This window comes from Idiomarina loihiensis L2TR, assembly GCF_000008465.1.
Taxonomy (GTDB): domain Bacteria; phylum Pseudomonadota; class Gammaproteobacteria; order Enterobacterales; family Alteromonadaceae; genus Idiomarina; species Idiomarina loihiensis.
Map to the genome: position 1 here is coordinate 740,777 of NC_006512.1, position 19,665 is coordinate 760,441.

The following is a 19,665-nucleotide window of genomic DNA, read 5'->3' on the forward strand; positions in this document are numbered from 1 at the left end:
AAAAGTCCTAATAAATATTCAGTTTGGATGGCCAGGAAACCCTATCAATTCTATTTTATAGAAAGATAATGGCAATTTGCTTGGTTATATTATTATGAGCTTTGTTATGTTATTTGAATCCGCCGACTTAATTCTAAAAAAAGAATCAATATTTTTTCTCTTTCTTTATAAAATGACCTCTTTTCAACCTATTCAACGATGATATAAAAGAATCAAATTGTGCTTAACAAGAACAATGCTAAGCAGATCAGCGGGACCATTATACAGTACTCCGTGAAATCTAAGTTATTGTTTCCTAATTGTTTTTATTTTCCTGAATTACTCATTTTTCTGGCAGATAATAACAACTCAAAGAACTTAAGCGTTTGAAGTTAAAGGATTATATTCAATTTCGTTAGTTATCATGGGGTGTCAGGGGTCGGAGGTTCAAATCCTCTCACGCCGACCAATTCTTCTAGTGACACTCAATAAAGCATTCACTGGTTCCATTCTGGTAAGCTAAGTTGCTCTCCCATTTCAGTTGCCACTCGCCAGTAACCTCCTCTGGCAGAACCTTTTCGAATTAATACCCCTTGTTCTTTCAATTTAGAAATGTGTTTTTCTACCGCGCGCGACGAAATATTCAACACTTCAGCGACTCTGGCGGCACTCCATTCGGGTTGCTCATTTAATAGCCTAAGTACCATATTTCGTGTGCTCGTGCCCGAATATCGACCTTTACCCGAACCGTTATCCGAACCTAACAGCGAACTTTTTACCGAACTCATAGGTATTTCACTGGAAAAATCATGCGAGATACTCGCTTCTTCCAGCACCTCTGCTTTGTCTTTTTCTTCTTTTACTGTGGTTGAAATACTCTGTTGCAAACAATCCAGAATAAACTCAACCATAAGACCTCTGTCATTTTCACTAATTGAGCGTCGCAAGCAATCAAGATATTCGTCTTTATTGAATTTAAAGATTTGCTCAAAGCTTAACCAGGCAACTGCCGGATGCCATTTAGCTAAAATAAGGCTAAACCAGAGTCTTCCAACACAACCGTTGGCAACAGAAAACGGCTGAATAAATTCGAACTGCTGTAAGAAAATAGCCGCTTTAATTAAAGGGTGTTCGTTGCTTTCGTCTAACCAGGACAATAGACTTCTTACCGACTTCCCGGCCTGCCCCGCCGGAGCGGTCATATGAACCAGCTTGTTGTTGCGGTAAACGCCCATTCCCGTTGCGCGATAGCTTCCGGCACTGGGGGTTACTGCGGCGCAAATCATCTGGTGAGCGTTTTTAAGATCTGACTCCGAATGTAAATTCCACTCAGACAGCTTTTTATAGGCTTCATCTAGACGAATACCCTCCAGCGGTTGTGACTGCTCATCCAGGCCTACCGACGCATGAGCTTTAATTGGCAATTGTTGAGACTTAAAATCTTCTAAATTGCTTTTATCGGATTCAAGTAATGCTAACCAACGGCCAAAGTCGGTGCTTATTTGCGCCACTAAATTCACGCATTTACTGGTAATCAAATAATCTGCTGCCATTTGTTATTAGTAACCTCTGGGGGTTACTCTCCGTTATTTTGTTAACGCACACACTCAGTCTAAAACACTTACACTGTAATATCAGCGAATACCGATTGCAGCCTTGCCACTTCACTTTCTTCCAGCGGAAGCATAGGTTGTTTCCCCCAGACTGGAGCAGGCCAGGCAGCGTCAGTTTGAAACCGCGCTATATGATGAACATGCAACTGCGGAACCTGATTTCCTAAAGCAGCGACATTAAGTTTATCGGGTTGGTATTCAGCCTTTAGCCAGTGGCATAGAAATCGGCTTTCTTTTAACAACTGCAGTTGATCGTCTTCAGAAAGGTCTATGGCTTCGCGCACGTCTGCCACTTTAGGAACCAACAAAAACCACGGAAATTGCCTGTCATTCATGACTCTGACTTCGCATAGCGGCCAATCGGTTAAATGATAACTGTCTCTGGCTAATTCCGGAGCTAATGTATATTCCATAACCTACCCTTTTAATAACGTTTCAAGAAACCGTTTAAACAGTGCATTAGTTTGCGGCAAGCTGTCAATTAAACGGTGGCCATCATTCACCAGGTGTAACTCTGCCCTGGTTCTTTCCGCATAACGCCAACTGTTCTCAACAGGAACAATATCGTCTTTCCAGCCATGAACAATTTGAGTCTCACAAGCCGGTGTCAGTTCATCAAAATTTGCCTGACCACCTAAGTAAAAGGCCGGAGCCATTAAGAACAGCCCCCGGCTCTTTGTTTTAGCTGCAGCTACCGTTGCCACGTAACCGCCCATGCTGGAACCGACCAGCAAGAAATTTTCCGTTAGTGCTTCAATATATGTTGTGAGTTTTTCCACGCGCTGATCAGGATCATCAATACCCTGATAATCGACACTGGTTACGCTGAACCCCAAAGCTTCAGCGGTTTTTGCTAAAACTTTAATTTTGCTGCCCCAGGGGCCGCTCTCTTTTCCGTGATTAAAAATAACCAGCATTTAGCAATTACCTATATTTTGTGCTTAGATAAAACTATCAGATATAACAATTAAGTAACAATGTAAGCTTTTATCATGATAGTCAAAACGTTCATTATAAAGAAAGGCGGTTACTATGACCTTTAACAAGCAACTTGTTGCGCTGTACACCGCATTATCTATAGTGGCTCTGTTTAGCTCAAGCAGCCTTGCCGAGCACGAAGACATTATCTGGGGAGTAAACTCCTCCCCGCCGTTTCATATATTTGATGGTAAATACGAAGAACAAGGCTTTTGCGATGCTTTAGTCAGCAGCTTTCAGCGCCAGCTACCGGAACTGTCGCACAAGGTCAGAAAGCTGCCCTCCCGCCGTATTACCATGCTTATGAAAAAGAACAAGAACCTCTGCTTTCCCTGCCTGATTAAAGGAGCAAGTTACAATTCCGAATTTAATTACACCGAAACAACTCATCGGTACCAGCCGCACGGTATCATTACCCGTGCTGACACAGCAGCCAGAATCATTGGAAAGTATGGCCAGCCAGTAGATTTTTCCAGCCTGGTTCAGGACTCAAATTTACGCTTTGCGCAACCGGCTGAACGCCGTTACGGCCGCCTGCAGCCTCTACTGGAAGAGCACCTTATCGATTCAGATAATTTCAGTTTTATTAGCGGCGACAATGCCCACATCAACTTGCTGACTATGATAGTCAACAAGCGTATTGATTACACTATCGATTATGAAATGATTATGACTTACTACAACGAAACTGAATTTAAAAACAGCGGACTGGTGTTCTTGCCTATTGAAGAGTACGAGGGTGTGGTTATTGAGGGTGCGGTTGGTTGCAGTAATAATGAATGGGGACGTAAAGCTGTGCGACACCTTAATGAGGTCATCAACGAACTTAAAGCTGATCCGGACTTTCAAAAAAGTCTGGATCAGTGGTTAGGAACTAGTCGCCCAATGGTTGATTAAGCAAAGCGCTGTTGTAAATACTGGTTAATGTCATCGGACTCATACATCCACTGTACTTTATCGTCCTGCTCAATGCGCAAACACGGCACTTTAACTCTGCCGCCGCCATCTAACAGCTCTTGTCTGTGCTGCTCATTATTTTTTGCATCTCTTAATTCTATATTTAAATTAAGGCGGGCAATTTCCTTACGTACCTTGACGCAAAAAGGGCAAGCGGCAAATTGATAAAGAGCCAGCGACTTGCAGGCTTCATCTACCTGTTGCTGAGCCTCATCACTGCGGCTCTGGCCTTTTGGGGTGGTCAATTTTTCGACCAGTAAAACAATAGGCGTTAAAATAAGCCGTAGAGTACGAAAAAAGTAACGAATGATAATTCTCATAGAAATACAACCAGACTGCCTGTTAAAGATGCCGCTATTCTAACGTGTTTAAGGTAGAGCGTCAGTCTTTTAACTAAACGCTTTTCACTTTCCGTTTAAAGCTTCCGCGGCAATTTCGAACGACCTTAAACGAGCCTGATGATCAAAGGCATGACAAGTAAGAATAACTTCATCTATACCGGTATCATCAATAAACTGATTAATATGCCGTTGAACTGAATCCTTAGTACCAACCGCCGTATAGGTTAATGCATGATTCGCCCCGGCCAGTTCATGAGGCGCAGCAACCGTTCTTATGTCATCCACCGGTGCTTTTAAAGGCCCGGGTGTACCGCGCCGCAACGCAATAAACTGTTGTTGCATTGAACTCATCATTTTTCGCGCATCGGTTTCGCTGTCTGCCGCAAAAACGTTCATTGCCGCAGCAACATAAGGCTTGCTGAGGTAACGCGACGGACGAAAGTTCTCGCGATACGCTTTTAACGCATGCTGCAAATAGTCTGGTGCAAAATGCGAAGCAAAGGCATAAGGCAGGCCTAAGTGTGCAGCAAGCTGAGCGCCAAAAGTGCTTGAGCCGAGCAACCACACCGGAATTTTCTGTCCAAACCCGGGCACCGCTTTAATTGGGTCGCTTTCCTGCGCTTCTTCCAGATAACCTAAAAGCTCCTGAACATCGTTAGGAAACTGTTCCGCATCATCTGGTTTACGTCTTAACGCGCGTAAAGTTCGGCCGTCTGTTCCCGGTGCTCTGCCCAGACCAATATCAATACGTCCGGGGTACAGGGCATCCAGCGTACCAAACTGCTCAGCGACCACAAAAGGCGCGTGGTTTGGTAACATAACACCGCCTGAGCCCACTCGAATTTTGTCAGTTTTACCGGCGACATAACCTAAAGCAACCGCGGTTGCGGCCGAGGCAATTCCGGTCATATTGTGATGTTCAGCCATCCAGAAGCGGTGGTAACCCCACCGCTCTGCATGCTGGGCCAAATCAGCCGAGTTATGCAATGATTCAGCCACAGACCCACCTTCGGTAATGGGCGCTAAATCAAGAACTGAGTATTTCATACTGAATTACAGCTCTTGCTTGGTTGGGCGAATGATCATTTCATTCACGTCAACTTGCTGAGGTTGCTCAATCGCAAAGGTAATGGCACGAGCAATAGCCGCAGAATCAATCGCGTCTGAATACAAACTGTCAGCCATTTCTTTCGCGTCTTTGTCACTAATGTGATCCGTCAGTTCTGTTGCTACAGCGCCCGGTGAAATATTGGTCGCGCGAATTTCACCATTAGATTCCTGACGAATGCCTTCGGAAATGGCTTTTACCGCAAACTTGGTTGCGCAATACACCGTTCCGCCAGCAAAAACTTTCTGACCTGCAACCGATGACAGGTTGATGATATGACCCACATGCTGTTCACGCATAACCGGTAATACAGCAGCTACGCCATATAGAACACCTTTAATGTTCACATCAATCATGGTGTCCCATTCGTCCACTTTCAGCGCGTCGAGCGGGGCCAGTGGCATGAGTCCGGCGTTATTAATTAAGACATCAATACGACCAAATTCAGCTTTGGTGTCGTCAGCCAGTTTTTGAACTGCGGCTTTGTCGGTTACATCAACCACACGGTAAGCTGCCTGGCCACCGTCTTTCTTAATTGACTCAGTCAATTCTTTTAGGCGATCTTCGCGACGCGCCGCTAACATCAGTTTTGCGCCTTTTGCTGCAAGCATACGAGCGGTCTCTTCTCCTAAACCACTGCTTGCACCTGTAATAATCACAACTTTATCTTGTACTTCTGACATAGCTTTACCTCCGGTTAGTGCTATTGGTCAACTGCCCCTAACTGCTTTAATATCATCTCTTCAAAACGCAGTAGCGGCAGCATAGAACGCTGAACTTTGGCTCGCAGTAATGCCCCCTGCCAACCAGAAAGAATGAAGGCTCCCATCTGTTCGGTGTCAATGCACTGCTGAATTTGCTGTGCGTCCTGTGCAGCTTTTAAACACCGGGCAATACGCTGCTCCCAGTCAGAAAAAATGTCATCTAACCGTTCGCGAAATAAGTCACTCTGAGATGCCATTTCCTGACCCAGGTTGCCTATCAGACAGCCTTTGGAGAAATCACACGACTTTAAGTCCTCTACCGAGCGACGCAAATAGCTGCGCAAACGATCAACCGGCTCCAACGTCTCGTTAGCCAGAGTTTCGTCCATGCGTGCTTCATAATCCTCGGCGTAGGTTTCGATAACAGCCAGGCCAAAATCATTCTTACTTTTGAAGTAATGATAAAAGGAGCCCTTGGGCACCTGCGCCTCGCTCAGAATTTTATTCAAACCGGTGCTGCCGAACCCATGTATGGATATCAGGTCAGCACCGATTGTTATGATGTTTTGTCGTGTGTCATTCTTAGTCATGCGATCTATATTAGACCAGTCGTCTAGAAACTTCAAGATCAGTCTGTTAATTGCAACTATAGGGCTTCAGCAATGGGTTCCGGCCAGACACCGCACTGAACTTTAGCAATGTGGTCACTTTGTAAAATTTGCATAACCACCCGTGACTGACCTATTCCCCCTCCAATAGTTAAAGGCAATTCACCCGCTAACAAGGACTGATGCCAGGGTAGCTTGAGCTTTTCCTCCTGTTGGCTAATAGCCAACTGACGCTTTAATGCCTGCTGGTCAACACGTATCCCCATAGAAGAAAGTTCCAGCGCGTCATCTAATACCGGATGCCAGACAAGAATATCGCCGTTTAAGCCCGTACTGCCCTGCTCGTTAACCGAACTCCAGTCATCGTAGTCCGGCGCTCTTACGTCATGTGCATGACCATGACTCAGCTCCCCGCCAATACCGACCAAAAATACTGCGCCATGTTGTTTAACCACTTTGCGCTCACGTTGTTTTGCAGTAAGGTCTGGATAGGCAGTAATTAAATCCTCTGCATGCACAACCTGTATTTTCTCCGGTAAGGTTCCGGTTCCACCGTGTTGTTCAATATATTGCTGCTCCGTTTGACGCAAAGCAGCGTAAATACGCTCGACGGTCTGGATCAGAAACGCCAGCGAACGCTGCTCTTCAGTAATGACTTTTTCCCAGTCCCACTGGTCAACGTAAACAGAATGTACGGAACTCAAAGCTTCTTCGTCGGGCCGCAAGGCTTTCATTTGGGTAACTATGCCCTCGCCTGCACCAAAGCCGTAACGCCCCAGGGTATAGCGCTTCCATTTCGCCAGAGAGTGAACCACCTCGTAGTCTTTGTCGGGCACGGCTTTTACTTTAACTGCAACCGCCTTTTCCCAGCCCGACAAATCGTCCTGAACACCACTGCCCAACTCACTTAGTAGTGGCGACTGCACTTCAATAAGCCCAAGCTGAAGCTGTAACTGCTGAGTAAAGCCGGCTTTTACGAATTGAATTTTCTGTTGCTGTAACATGTATTGTGACTTCATAAATACTCCGAATCGTTAATAAAAGAATATAAACACAATTCAATTAATACCTTTTAGAACTATTTATTCAATAATGTTTAACAAAAATAGCTTTACTTATTATTTTCCGTTAATTTATACCTAACTTAATTAACGAAGCTTTAATAAAACATGAAAAAATTACCTGAAAATTATCAAATCGATGATCTGGACCGTTCCATACTAAGAACTCTGATGGAAGACGCACGTATTCCTTACGCTGAGCTGGCCAAACGCTATAAGGTGAGTCCGGCCACTATTCACGTACGGGTTGAAAAAATGAAGCGTGCCGGGATTATTGAGGGTACGCGTTTACAGGTTAACGCCAAACGCTTAGGCTACGATGTCTGTTGTTTCATTGGCATTACGCTGAAAAGCGCGGGTGACTACCCGGCCGCAATTGAAAAACTGGAAAAGCTCGAAGAAGTTATTGAGGCTTACTACACTACCGGTCAGTACAACGTCTTTATTAAAATTATGACACCGTCAATAAACGAGCTACAACACACGCTAATCAATCGAATTCAGGCTATTGATGAAATACAATCGACGGAAACGCTCATTTCATTACAGCAGCCAATTAACCGGGACATACAGCCATGACAGCGCAGAACTGCATAAACAGTGGATAGAAGGCTTACTGGTTGACTACTACGACCCCATGTACGACTACCAAATGAAAAAGCGATAAGCATCGCTAAAAATCTGCGACCCGCCGAAAACAACAGTCAATGCGTTAAGCTTTTGTTATGGTATTGGCATAATTACACCAAGGGGATCTATCTATGTTGAAACGAATGTTAAGCCGTGTCACCGCGGCTGCATTGGTCATCGTTGCCCTGCCTTCTATGGCAGCAACAAAAGACCTTTCTTACTATCTGCCACAGGATGTCAGTTACAACCCGGAAATTACCAAACCCAAAGATGTGCTTGGTTATCAGGTTGGTGAATGGCATGCCCGCCCCGAACAAATTGTAAAGTATATGGAAGTTCTGGCCGAAGAGTCAGATCGCATCACGCTGGAAGTGACCGGTCGCACACATGAGCAGCGTCCTTTGTTACTTCTTACCGTCACCTCAGAAGACAACCACCGCAATATTGATGACGTTCGTGAGCGTCATTTGGCCGCAGCTGATCCAAACCGTGATGCCGACCCGGACAATACGCCGGTCGTCATGTACATGGGCTACAGTATTCACGGGGACGAATCGAGCGGCAGTAATGCAGCAATACTGTTTGCTTATTACCTTGCCGCGGCAGAAGGTGAAGCTGTGGATGAGCTTTTGAGCGATTCAGTTATTCTGCTTGATCCGGCGTTTAACCCTGATGGACTAGCTCGCTTTGCACAATGGGCAAACCAGCACCGCAGTCAAAATCTGGTTGCCGATCCACAGCATCGTGAGCACGTGCAACCTTTTATTCGTGGCCGGGTCAACCATTACTGGTTCGATATGAACCGCGACTGGCTGTTACTGCAACACCCTGAATCGCGCGCGCGTATCGCTAACTTTCAGAAATGGAAGCCAAACGTACTGACCGATTACCACGAAATGGGAACCAACAGCACGTATTTCTTCCAGCCGGGTATTCCGTCTCGTAAAAACCCATTAACGCCAGATGAAAACGTGCGCTTAACCGAAATTCTTGCGGCAGAACACGCTGACTCGCTGGATGATATTGGCAGCCTGTATTACACCGAAGAGTCATTTGATGACTTCTATTATGGCAAAGGCTCTACCTACCCTGACATTCAGGGCGCCGTAGGTATTTTATTTGAACAAGCCTCCAGCCGAGGACACTTGCAGGACTCGGTTAATGGTGAGGTCAGCTTTCCGTTCACTATTCGTAACCAGTTTGTCGCCTCACTAAGTACCATTTACGGCACACACAAAAACAAAAGTCGTTTTATTGAGTTTCAGGAGCGTGCTTACGACGAAGGCATGGAGGCCGCACAAAAAGCCAAGTTTGAAGGTTATCTAATTGGTGACTCAAGCGATCCGTCGCGTGTAGAAGGTCTACTGGAAATCTTTAAACAGCACGGTATTAAAGCTTATCGTGTAGAAAAAGATATTGAACAGAACGGCACTCAGTTTAAAGCCGGAAGCAGTTATTATATCCCTCTGGCTCAGGCTCAGTACGGTTTAATTCAGGGAATATTCAGTACGCGTAAGAACTTCCCGAACAATACCTTCTACGATGTTTCAGGCTGGACTCTGCCATTAGCCTTTAACGTGCCATTTGAGACTCATCGTGGTCGTATTCAAATTGCGGATAATGCCTGGGATGCGCCAAAACGCAAGACGTCGGCTCTCACTGATGCCTACGCTTACGCATTTAACTGGAACGATTACTTCGCTCCGGGTTTATTACAAGAGTTGCTGGAGCAGAACATTCACGTTCGTCAGACAACAAAACCCTTCACTGTAGAAGGTGAACAAGGCCGTCAGGAGTTTTCAGCCGGTTCTATTGTTGTACCTAAAGCCTATCAGGAACGGGAATGGCGCGATGTACAACGTCGTCTGGCTACCGCAGCAAAAGAAAAAGGTATTCAGGTAACCTCTATCGAGACCGGATTAACACCTGAAGGTGTTGACCTGGGTAGCCGCAATATTCAACCGGTAGAAAAGCCCAGCGTAATGATGCTGACCGGCGAAGGGGTTAACCTTTACGAAGCTGGGGAAACCTGGTACTACCTTGACCGCCACGTAGGTATTCCATTGTCGATGGTTGATACTGAACGTCTGCCCAGCGCTGACTTAACCCGTTATAGCCATATTATTATGGTAGACGGACATTACAGCAATTTAGATAAACAACTGCGTAAAAAAATCCAAAACTGGGTAAGCCACGGTGGAACAATAATTGGTCAGCGTGGTGGTGCTGAATGGTTAGCAGAAAACGGTCTTCTGCAAACTCGCTTTATTGATGATGCCGTCTTCCAGAGCGCTTTTACTAAAAAGCAGCTAAGTTACGAAGAGCGCGACGACTTCTACGCTGAACAGCGAATTGCCGGAGCGATATTCTCAATGGATGTCGATACTTCTCACCCACTATTCTTTGGATTCCCGCGTGACCAAATGCCAGTATTCAAGAATTCGGCTGCCGCCATGGAAGAACCCGAGTCGCCTTTCGTTTCAGTCGCTCGCTATTCGGAGCAGCCTTTAATGAGTGGTTACACTGATGAGCGCAATCGCGAAATACTAAAAGGTAAAACCAATATTGCCGCCCATCGTTTAGGCAACGGTCAGGTAATTGGTTTTGCCGACAACATTAATTTCCGCGCCTATTTTTGGGGGACATCCAAGTTACTCAGTAATGCTATTTATTTAGCTCCCCGTATTCAGGTTTACGCGAAAAAACTGGACGATAAAGCAGCAGCGGATGCCGCCGCTGAAGCCCATTAATTAATAAATTAATAGAGATAAAACCGCTAGGATTTTTTGTCTTAGCGGTTTTTTTACACTTGGATATATTGGTTGTTTTTCGAATAATGGTCTACCTTACTAATTGAATCTTCTAAATTAATCAGTGAGGTGTATATGTTACGTTGGGTTCTAATCTTTCTAGCCGTGGCTGTAGTTGCCGCTATTTTAGGTTTTGGCGGAATTGCCGGAACAGCTGCCGGAATAGCTAAAATTATCTTCTATATCTTTATTATCCTCTTTGCGATTTCTTTAGTCGTTCGCCTGCTTCAGGGGAATAAAAGGCTTTAAATGTTTTAGCCTTTGTTAGATATTAGACATTGGTCGTATGCCAACCGTTATTGAGTTTACGCTACAATAACGGTTGGCATTTTTCGTTATCTGTCTAACACTACAACAATGAGGCTCTTGCCATGAACGCAATCGTAATGATGGTTCTGGGTTTAGGCGCAATGTTTCTCGGTTATGTTTTTTACTCTAAATTTATTGCTGAGAAAATTTTTAAGCTTGATCCGAACTTCAGAACACCCGCTCACGAATTAGAAGACGGAGTCGACTTCGTCCCTACCAATAAATACGTTCTGTGGGGCCACCACTTTACTTCTGTAGCCGGTGCGGCACCTATTATTGGTCCTGCCATTGCGGTTATCTGGGGTTGGGTACCTGCTTTCTTATGGGTTATTTTCGGTACCATATTTTTTGCTGGCGTACACGACGCTGGCGCGATCTGGGCAAGTAACCGTAATAAAGCCAAATCTATTGGTAACTTGACTGGCGATGTTGTTGGCAAACGCTCTCAAACGCTGTTCATGATCGTTATCTTCCTTGTCTTACTAATGGTCAACGCGGTTTTCGCTACTGCTATTTCAGGTCTGTTGATTAAATTCTCCAGCTCAGTAGTGCCAGTTTGGGGTGCTATTTTTGTCGCACTTATTATCGGACAAATTATTTTCCGTAAATGGATGGGCTTAGGTGCAATATCCATTATCGGTGTACTGGCACTGTACGCACTTATCTGGGCAGGTCCCTCATTTCCAATAGAATTGCCAGAAACGGTAATGGGTATCAGTGACAACGCGCAATGGGTTCTTATCCTGTTTGGCTACGCCGCTATCGCTTCATTACTGCCTGTTTGGATGTTGCTTCAGCCACGTGACTACATCAACGGTCTGCAGCTCTTCATTGGTCTTATTTTGCTTTACGGTGCCACGTTATTACTGGCTCCGGAAATTTCAGCTCCGGCCTTCAATAGCAATACCCCAGAAGGCACCCCGTCAATGTTGCCGCTGTTATTCGTCACCATAGCCTGTGGGGCAATTTCGGGCTTCCACGGTCTGGTTGCATCGGGTACAACCTCGAAGCAACTTGATAAAGAAACCGACGCCCGTTTTGTCGGATACTTTGGTGCGGTTGGTGAAGGCTCATTGTCGCTGGCGACTATCATCGCCGCCACAGCCGGTTTTGCAACATTAGCCGACTGGGAAGCGGTCTACTCATCTTTCGGACAAGGCGGCGTATCAGCCTTTGTTGAAGGTGGCGCCAACATTATTAGTCAGGGGCTAGGCCTGGACATTGGCGTATCAGAAACCCTGCTGACGGTAATGGCTGTGCTTTTTGCCGGTACCACAATGGATACTGGATTACGTCTGCAACGCTATATTTTCCAGGAATGGGGAAACTTGTATAACATTAACTGGATGCAAAAAGCCTTTCCGGCAACGATGCTAGCTGTAGGAAGCTGCTTATTGTTAGCCTTCGGTGCTGGCGGCGCAGACGGTTCCGGCGGCTTAGTTATCTGGCCTCTGTTCGGTACCACAAACCAGTTATTAGCAGGGTTGACCTTGTTGGTTATTACGGTCATGTTGGTGCGCTTAGGCCGACCAATGTATTACACCTTAATACCGTTAATTTTCCTGTTGATAATGACAGTCTTCGCTCTTATTGTTCAGCTTAAAGATTTCTATAACAGCGGTGACTGGTTCTTAATGGGTCTGGATTTAGTGGTGCTGGTTGCCGCTATCTGGATTGCTCTTGAAGCTAGCGCAGGCTTAACTAAAATCCGTAAGGAACAAAAAGCCCAGAAGCAGCAATAAAAGTAACTGGAGTAAGTAGCATGAATATACAGTCAGTGCGCCGTTGGTTCAGCCGGGCAAGTGATTTGGCAAATGAGTTTTATAATGCGCCCTATCGCTCTGCTATTGCCCGGGCAAAGCGCGACGAAGACGATTTATTCATGCTACTGGTTTTTTCTGAAATGATGGGCGTGCCGAACCCGGCCGCCTATTATACTTTAGAGTTACAGCCATTAATGCTGGAACGTTTCCACGAATGGCATCAACGCATGGGGATGGAACACTCACCTCTTGATCACTTCCGTTGTTGCTAATTTTATAACCCGACCAAAAGCAGGGTTCATTTCTCATGTTGTTAAGCGATAAAAAAGTTTTATTAATTGGTGGCAAAGGCGGAGTTGGTAAAACAACCGTTTCTTCGGCTCTGGCAGTTCTTGCCGCCCGACAAGGCAAAAAAGTGCTGCTGGTTTCAACCGATCCGGCACACAGTCTAGCCGATGTATTCGATATGAAAATTGGCGATAAAAAAACTGTTATGCGCGAAAACTTAACCGCATTAGAAATTGATCCTGACCACGAAGTTAAGGCTCATATTGAACGCGTCAGTTCTCAAATGAAGCGTTTTACAAACCCCGATCTCTTTCCCGAAATTGAGCGCCAGATGCGTTTAACCCAGCAGTCTCCGGGAGCCCAGGAGGCTGCTTTGCTAGAGCGCATTTGCAACGTCATTGATGAAGCAGAGAAAGACTACGATTTGTTAATTTTTGACACAGCCCCGACCGGTCATACTTTGCGTTTACTGACATTACCCGAGGCTATGGCAGCCTGGACGCAGGGAATGCTGCGCTCGCAAAAGCGCTCTGAAGACTTTGATTCAGTCCTTGAGCATTTATCACCCAAAGCTGGTAAAGATATTAATAACCCAATGGCGGACCCTCAAGACAATGCCAGCGACGGTATGTCCGACCGCACTAAAGCAATTACAGAACAACTATTAACACGACAGAGGCTTTTTCAACGAACCCGACGCTTACTGCAGGATAGCAGTTACACATCCATTCTGTTTGTGCTAACACCAGAACGTCTCCCTATTCAGGAAACTGATCGGGCACTGCAGTCGTTAACCGCGGAGAAGTTACCCGTTGGTGGTGTTGTTATTAATAGAATATTGCCTGAACAGGCCGACGGCAGCTTTTTGGCCAAACGCAGGCTTCAGGAAAAAACTTACATAGAAGACATTCACAAACGTTTTAAAGCATGGCGAAATTACTCTCTTTATCTATTAGAAGAAGATGTCCAAGGTCTTGATGCATTAGAAGCCTTTGCAAATAATCTGGAGCAAGCAGGATTTTCTGCCTAACTGCCATTTTTTTGTCATCGCTTTCTCTAATAATACGTATACAGTGTGATTGTTGTTAATTAAGGAGAAGACTATGCGCGCTGTAGGATACAAAGAATCACTTCCGGCTGAAGATCCAAGTTCACTGCTGGATATTACTGTCGATGATCCGGTTCCCGGAGCCAACGATTTACTGGTTAAAGTTAAAGCCGTAGCTGTTAACCCGGTTGATACCAAAATCAGAATGCGCATGGCGCCTGAATCTGGCCACAAAATTATTGGCTGGGATGCAGTCGGGGAAGTTGTCTCTGCCGGAGATAAAGTAACAGGTTTTAAAACCGGAGACCGTGTTTGGTACGCGGGGGACTTGACCCGACCAGGTTGTAACGCGCAATTGCAAACCGTCGATTATCGCATTGTAGGCAAAGCACCGGAGAACCTCGATGACACTCAGGCAGCCGCCCTTCCACTGACCAGCATTACTGCCTGGGAAATTCTGTTTGATCGCTTACAGGTTGATAAACCTTCACCGCACAACAAAAGAACGTTATTAATCATTGGTGGAGCCGGTGGCGTTGGTTCGGTCTTAATTCAGCTTGCCGCGCAGCTAACCGATGTCACCGTTATCGCTACGGCCTCCCGCGCAGAGTCTCAACAATGGGTAAAAGCTCTGGGGGCTGACCACGTTATCAATCATTACGACGACTTAGCTGAGCAGATAGAGTCTGTTGGCGCCTCTCCGGTAACCGATGTGGCCTGTTTGACTCATAGCGAACAGTATTTCGCACAATGCATGAAATTAATGGCTCCTCAGGGTCGCTTTTGCCTTATAGATGATCCATCAGAAAGTATCGACATTACCCTGATGAAACAAAAAAGTATCAGCTTGCACTGGGAGTTTATGTTTACCCGTTCTATGTTTACTACAGCAGACATGATAAAGCAGCAGGAATTACTGAACCATATTGCGAAAATGGTCGAAAAAGGCCAAATTCGTTCGACTCTGGGTAAAAGCTTTGGCGAAATGAATGCGAATAATCTTCGGAAGGCGCATCAGGCATTAGAAAGTCAGAAAACCATCGGAAAAATAGCGCTAACTGTCGCTGAATAGTTTTACAAACATACATGAATGTATGTATAATTCCGGATTGATATAAATTAATAGGTCAGAGGTAATTTAATGAACACGCGTTTTAGGTTTGCCCCCATTTTTGCCGCGAGTCTTCTGTTAACGGGAGCACTAACCGCATGCAGCGACCAACAACAGCAGCAACAAGGCCAGCAGCAAGCAGCTCAGGTTGATGTGATTACCGTAACGCCTGAGTCAATCAGCCTTAGTACCGATTTACCTGGACGTACAGCTGCCTACCGAGTTGCTCAGGTGCGTCCACAAGTTAGTGGTGTATTGCTGAAACGGACTTTTGAAGAAGGAACTTTTGTAGAGAAAGGACAACAACTCTATCAAATTGATCCTGCCGTTTACGAAGCAGAATTAGCCAGCGCCAAAGCTGAAGTTGAAAGCGCCAAAGCTGTGCTGCGCAGCTCGGAACTTCGTTATAAACGCTTTCAGGAATTACTTGAAGAGAACGCTGTCAGTCAAGACGAATTTGATAGTGCAGAAGCCACTTTTTATCAAAACAAAGCGGCTGTTTCAGTCGCTGAAGCCCAGTTAAAAAATGCCCGTATTAATCTTGAATATACAAAAGTCAACGCCCCTATTAACGGTGTCATTGGCCGCTCTAATTTCACTGAAGGTGCATTATTAACGGCGTCGCAGACTGAGCCTTTGGTTACGATTAATCAACTGGATCCAATTTATGTTGATATCAACCAGTCCAGTAAGCAATTTATGGAATTACAGGCTGATATAAAATCTGGCCGTATTCAGGCGAACGAGAAAGGTAACGCACCCGTTCGTCTAAAATTAAATGGTCTGGATTACGATCAAAAAGGTGAGCTGCTTTTTTCTGAAGTCAGTGTCGATGAGGATACAGGAGCAATTCTATTACGTGCTGAATTCCCTAACCCGGATAAAACGTTGTATCCCGGCATGTTTGTGCGTGCTGAAGTGAGTGAAGGCACTATTAACTCAGCCATTAAAGTACCACAAACAGCCGTAACTCGAGACCCCAGAGGACGACCTTATGTCATGCTGGTAAATGATGACAAAAAAGTTGAACAACGGATGATAACGACAGAACGCGCTGTAGGCAGCAGTTGGTTAGTATCTGAAGGCCTTAAAGAAGGCGATACCGTTATCACTTCAGGTCTGCAAAAAATTCGTCCGGGCGCATCGGTGACTATCGATTCATCTAACTCTGAACAGCAGCAGTAAGGGAAGTCAGTAATGGCCAAGTTTTTTATAAATCGCCCGATATTTGCCTGGGTTATCGCGCTACTGACCATGATGGCCGGTGCTATCGCGATGCTGCAGCTACCTATAGCTCAGTATCCGACTATCGCTCCGCCTGCAGTCGAAATTCAGGTGAGTTACCCTGGCGCTAACGCCGAAACCGTTTCAAATACCGTAACCAAGGTTATTGAGCAGAATATGACAGGTATTGATAACCTGCTCTATTTCTCTTCTCAGAGTAACTTTGGTAACGGCACCGTTAGTCTGACTTTTGCTTCAGGAACGGATCCTGATATTGCTCAGGTGCAAGTTCAGAATAAGCTTTCTCAGGCAACCCCCCAGTTGCCTCAGGCAGTTCAGGCTCAGGGCATTACCGTTAGTAAAGCGAGTAGCTCATTCTTAATGGTAGCCGCGCTCGTGGCCTCAGACGACCGTTACTCTCAAACCGACTTAAGTGACTATATTGCGTCAAATATTCAGGATCCTATAGCCCGTACAACGGGGGTTGGTAACGTTCAACTCTTTGGCTCACCCTACTCTATGAGAATTTGGGTCGACCCGTCAGCGCTGGTTAACTACGGCATGACAATGGCTGACCTTAAAAGTGCTATTCAGGCACAAAATGCTCAGGTTGCTGCCGGTGAACTTGGTGGCACACCAGCCGTAGAGGGGCAACGTCTGAACGCAACCATTATTGCGCAAACTCGTATGTCTGATGTCTCTGAGTTTGAAAATATCACCTTAAAAGTGTTGTCTGATGGTTCTCAAGTCCGCCTTAAAGACGTTGCTGAGGTCGAAAAAGGCGCGGAAAACTATTCCATTCAGGCCAATTATAACGGTAAGCCGGCAACGGGTCTGGCAATTAACCTACAAACCGGCGCTAACGCTCTGGAAACAGCCGATGCGGTAAAAGCGCGAATGGCTGAACTGGAAGAGTTTTTCCCTGATGGAATGGAGTTGGTTACAGCGTACGATACGACTCCCTTTATCAAAATTTCAATTTCAGAAGTCGCGCAGGTTTTAATAGAGGCCATTATTCTGGTCTTCCTGCTGATGTTCGTTTTCCTGCAGAACCTACGCGCTACTTTAATACCCACCTTAGCAATACCGGTGGTTATTCTGGGAACCATGGGAGTCATGGCATTAGCCGGTTTCTCAATTAACACCCTGACCATGTTCGGTATGGTGTTGTCCATCGGCCTGTTGGTTGATGACGCCATCGTCGTTGTAGAGAACGTTGAGCGCTTAATGTCTGAAGAGGGCTTGTCACCCAAACAGGCAACGATTAAGTCGATGGGACAAATTACCGGGGCACTTGTTGCTATCGGTGTTGTTATGGCCGCGGTATTCGCACCTATGGCCTTCTTCCCGGGTTCCACCGGTGCCGTTTACCGACAGTTCTCACTGACCATCATTACCTCGATGGGTCTGTCTGTTCTGGTCGCTATCGTGTTCTCACCAGCATTGTGTGCCACCCTGCTGAAACCGGTTAAGCACGACAAAAGCAGTGGCTGGGGCCCGCTTGGTTGGTTCAACCGTACCTTAGAGAAATGGACCGATAAGTACACCAATACCATTCACTCAATTTTACGTCGTACCGTACGGTTTGGCGTACTTTACCTGGGTATTATTGGCATTCTGGTGTTCTTATTCATGAAATTGCCAGCGGCCTTCTTGCCCGACGAAGATCGCGGCGTATTCTTGACTCAGATGCAGTTACCGGTCGGTTCGACTATTGAGCAGTCGGTTAATACCATGGACAAAATAGAAAACTATTACCTTAACCAGGAAGATGCGGTTCAGTCAGTATTTTCTGTTGTTGGTTTCAGTTTCTCAGGACGAAGTCAGGCTAATGGTATCGCCTTCGTGCGTTTGAAAGACTGGAGCGAACGTGACGAAAGCCAGAGTGTTAATGCCGTTATAGGCAGAGCTTTTGGGTTCTTCGCTGGTATTAAAGAGGCGATGATATTTGCCTTTAACCTGCCACCTATTCCAGAACTTGGTGTTTCCAGTGGTTTCAACCTGTTCCTGCAGGATCGCGGTAACCTGGGTCATGCAGGTTTACTCGAAGCCCGTAACCAATTGCTGGGTATGGCAGGACAGAACGACAAGCTGGTACAGGTACGTCCAAATGGTCTTGAAGATGCGCCACAGTTGCGTATTGATATCGACTTTGAAAAAGCTCAGGCGCTGGGACTGACTATTACCAATATCAATGAAACCTTAAGCACAGCCTGGGGTTCATCCTACGTTAACGACTTTATCGATCGGGGCCGGGTTAAAAAGGTCTATCTGCAGGGCGAGACGGAATCGCGCATGTTGCCTGAAGATATCAACGAATGGTATGTCAAAAATAACCAGGGTGATATGGTGCCATTTAGCTCATTCTCGAGCTGGGAATGGACTTATGGTGCCCAGCGAGTTGAAAGCTACAACGGTGTTGCTGCAATGGAAATCCAGGGGCAGGCAGCTCCGGGAGTCAGTACCGGCGAAGCCATGATTGAAATGGAAAAGATGATTGCTAAGCTTCCTCCGGGTATTGGTTTCGAATGGACAGGTATTTCTTTACAAGAGCGTCAATCTGGTGATTTTGCGCCGATCCTTTATAGCGTATCGCTGATTGTCGTATTCCTGTTCCTGGCAGCCCTGTACGAAAGCTGGTCAATACCTTTCTCAGTCATGCTGGTTGTCCCTCTGGGTATTCTGGGTGCTGTCGTTGCTGTCATGCTTCGCGGTATCTCTAACGATGTTTACTTCCAGGTAGGTCTGCTGACAACCGTAGGGGTATCAGCAAGGAACGCCATACTGATTGTTGAGTTTGCGAAAGACTTACAGGCTCAGGGTAAAGAGCTACTGGATGCCACGCTGGAAGCCGTGCGCTTACGTCTGCGCCCTATCCTTATGACGTCCTTAGCCTTTATCTTTGGTGTTATGCCTCTGGCACTAAGCGATGGTGCAGGTGCTGCAAGCCGTAATGCCATCGGTACCAGTGTTATAGGCGGAATGATTGGCGGTACTGTACTGGCAATCTTCTTCGTACCATTATTCTTCTATGTTGTGCGGCGAATATTCCCGCCTAAACAATCGGAAGAATAACGAATAGCAGATACAAAAAACCCGGAGCTTAAACTCCGGGTTTTCTTTTTAAAACGGC

At 45.9% G+C, this 19,665-nt stretch carries 18 protein-coding genes; 10 read left to right on the plus strand and 8 right to left on the minus strand.

Translation table 11 applies throughout. The features are described from left to right. Nucleotides 1-476: 476 nt before the first annotated feature. From IL_RS03490 to IL_RS03500, 3 genes are all read right to left on the minus strand, one after another. A complete protein-coding gene (locus tag IL_RS03490) occupies nucleotides 477-1,532 on the minus strand; it encodes a Fic family protein (protein ID WP_011233937.1) in 1,056 nt (351 codons plus the stop codon). Between the two features lie 68 nt (nucleotides 1,533-1,600). After that, nucleotides 1,601-2,005, minus strand: coding sequence for an HIT domain-containing protein (locus IL_RS03495; protein ID WP_011233938.1), 405 nt, complete (start codon nucleotides 2,003-2,005; stop codon nucleotides 1,601-1,603). 3 nt (nucleotides 2,006-2,008) lie between these two features. Then, entirely contained in the window at nucleotides 2,009-2,509 is a 501-nt protein-coding gene (locus tag IL_RS03500; protein WP_011233939.1) for an alpha/beta hydrolase, read from the minus strand. Nucleotides 2,510-2,624: 115 nt separating this feature from the next. Between IL_RS03500 and IL_RS03505 the strand changes: the two genes are divergently transcribed. Continuing rightward, nucleotides 2,625-3,467: a TIGR02285 family protein gene (locus IL_RS03505; protein WP_011233940.1), complete on the plus strand. Its 843-nt coding sequence runs from the start codon at nucleotides 2,625-2,627 to the stop codon at nucleotides 3,465-3,467. On the opposite strand, the gene IL_RS03510 is transcribed toward IL_RS03505, so the two are convergent. From IL_RS03510 to asnA, 5 genes are all read right to left on the minus strand, one after another. Next, nucleotides 3,464-3,847, minus strand: coding sequence for a glutathione S-transferase N-terminal domain-containing protein (locus IL_RS03510; protein WP_011233941.1), 384 nt, complete (start codon nucleotides 3,845-3,847; stop codon nucleotides 3,464-3,466). The genes IL_RS03505 and IL_RS03510 overlap by 4 nt on opposite strands. A gap of 84 nt (nucleotides 3,848-3,931) precedes the next feature. After that, a complete protein-coding gene (locus tag IL_RS03515) occupies nucleotides 3,932-4,915 on the minus strand; it encodes an LLM class flavin-dependent oxidoreductase (protein WP_011233942.1) in 984 nt (327 codons plus the stop codon). A 6-nt stretch (nucleotides 4,916-4,921) separates the two neighbouring features. Continuing rightward, entirely contained in the window at nucleotides 4,922-5,659 is a 738-nt protein-coding gene (locus IL_RS03520) for an SDR family oxidoreductase (protein ID WP_011233943.1), read from the minus strand. 20 nt (nucleotides 5,660-5,679) lie between these two features. After that, on the minus strand, nucleotides 5,680-6,270 hold the full coding sequence (locus IL_RS03525) for a TetR/AcrR family transcriptional regulator (RefSeq protein WP_016341287.1): 591 nt from the start codon (nucleotides 6,268-6,270) through the stop codon (nucleotides 5,680-5,682). A gap of 56 nt (nucleotides 6,271-6,326) precedes the next feature. Then, nucleotides 6,327-7,307 carry an aspartate--ammonia ligase gene (gene asnA, locus IL_RS03530; protein ID WP_011233945.1) on the minus strand — a complete coding sequence of 327 codons (981 nt, stop codon included), beginning with the start codon at nucleotides 7,305-7,307 and terminating at the stop codon, nucleotides 6,327-6,329. A gap of 150 nt (nucleotides 7,308-7,457) precedes the next feature. Between asnA and asnC the strand changes: the two genes are divergently transcribed. From asnC to IL_RS03575, 9 genes are all read left to right on the plus strand, one after another. Beyond that, nucleotides 7,458-7,928 (plus strand): transcriptional regulator AsnC, encoded by a 471-nt coding sequence (gene asnC / locus IL_RS03535; RefSeq protein WP_011233946.1) that lies wholly within the window; start codon nucleotides 7,458-7,460, stop codon nucleotides 7,926-7,928. Nucleotides 7,929-8,110: 182 nt separating this feature from the next. Continuing rightward, nucleotides 8,111-10,729, plus strand: a complete 2,619-nt coding sequence (locus tag IL_RS03540) for a M14 metallopeptidase family protein (RefSeq protein WP_011233947.1) — start codon at nucleotides 8,111-8,113, stop codon at nucleotides 10,727-10,729. Nucleotides 10,730-10,864: 135 nt separating this feature from the next. After that, on the plus strand, nucleotides 10,865-11,038 hold the full coding sequence (locus IL_RS13595; RefSeq protein ID WP_016341288.1) for a DUF1328 domain-containing protein: 174 nt from the start codon (nucleotides 10,865-10,867) through the stop codon (nucleotides 11,036-11,038). A 122-nt stretch (nucleotides 11,039-11,160) separates the two neighbouring features. Further along, complete coding sequence (locus IL_RS03550; RefSeq protein WP_011233949.1) at nucleotides 11,161-12,840, plus strand: carbon starvation CstA family protein; 1,680 nt, start codon at nucleotides 11,161-11,163, stop codon at nucleotides 12,838-12,840. A gap of 20 nt (nucleotides 12,841-12,860) precedes the next feature. After that, nucleotides 12,861-13,133 (plus strand): cory-CC-star protein, encoded by a 273-nt coding sequence (locus IL_RS03555; protein ID WP_011233950.1) that lies wholly within the window; start codon nucleotides 12,861-12,863, stop codon nucleotides 13,131-13,133. A gap of 35 nt (nucleotides 13,134-13,168) precedes the next feature. Next, the gene (locus IL_RS03560; protein ID WP_011233951.1) at nucleotides 13,169-14,179 is read left to right on the plus strand and encodes an ArsA family ATPase; all 1,011 of its coding nucleotides are present in this window, start codon (nucleotides 13,169-13,171) and stop codon (nucleotides 14,177-14,179) included. A gap of 73 nt (nucleotides 14,180-14,252) precedes the next feature. Next, nucleotides 14,253-15,269: a zinc-binding alcohol dehydrogenase family protein gene (locus IL_RS03565; RefSeq protein ID WP_011233952.1), complete on the plus strand. Its 1,017-nt coding sequence runs from the start codon at nucleotides 14,253-14,255 to the stop codon at nucleotides 15,267-15,269. A 69-nt stretch (nucleotides 15,270-15,338) separates the two neighbouring features. After that, nucleotides 15,339-16,493, plus strand: coding sequence for an efflux RND transporter periplasmic adaptor subunit (locus tag IL_RS03570; RefSeq protein WP_011233953.1), 1,155 nt, complete (start codon nucleotides 15,339-15,341; stop codon nucleotides 16,491-16,493). A 12-nt stretch (nucleotides 16,494-16,505) separates the two neighbouring features. Beyond that, nucleotides 16,506-19,607 (plus strand): efflux RND transporter permease subunit, encoded by a 3,102-nt coding sequence (locus IL_RS03575; RefSeq protein WP_011233954.1) that lies wholly within the window; start codon nucleotides 16,506-16,508, stop codon nucleotides 19,605-19,607. Nucleotides 19,608-19,665 lie beyond the last annotated feature (58 nt).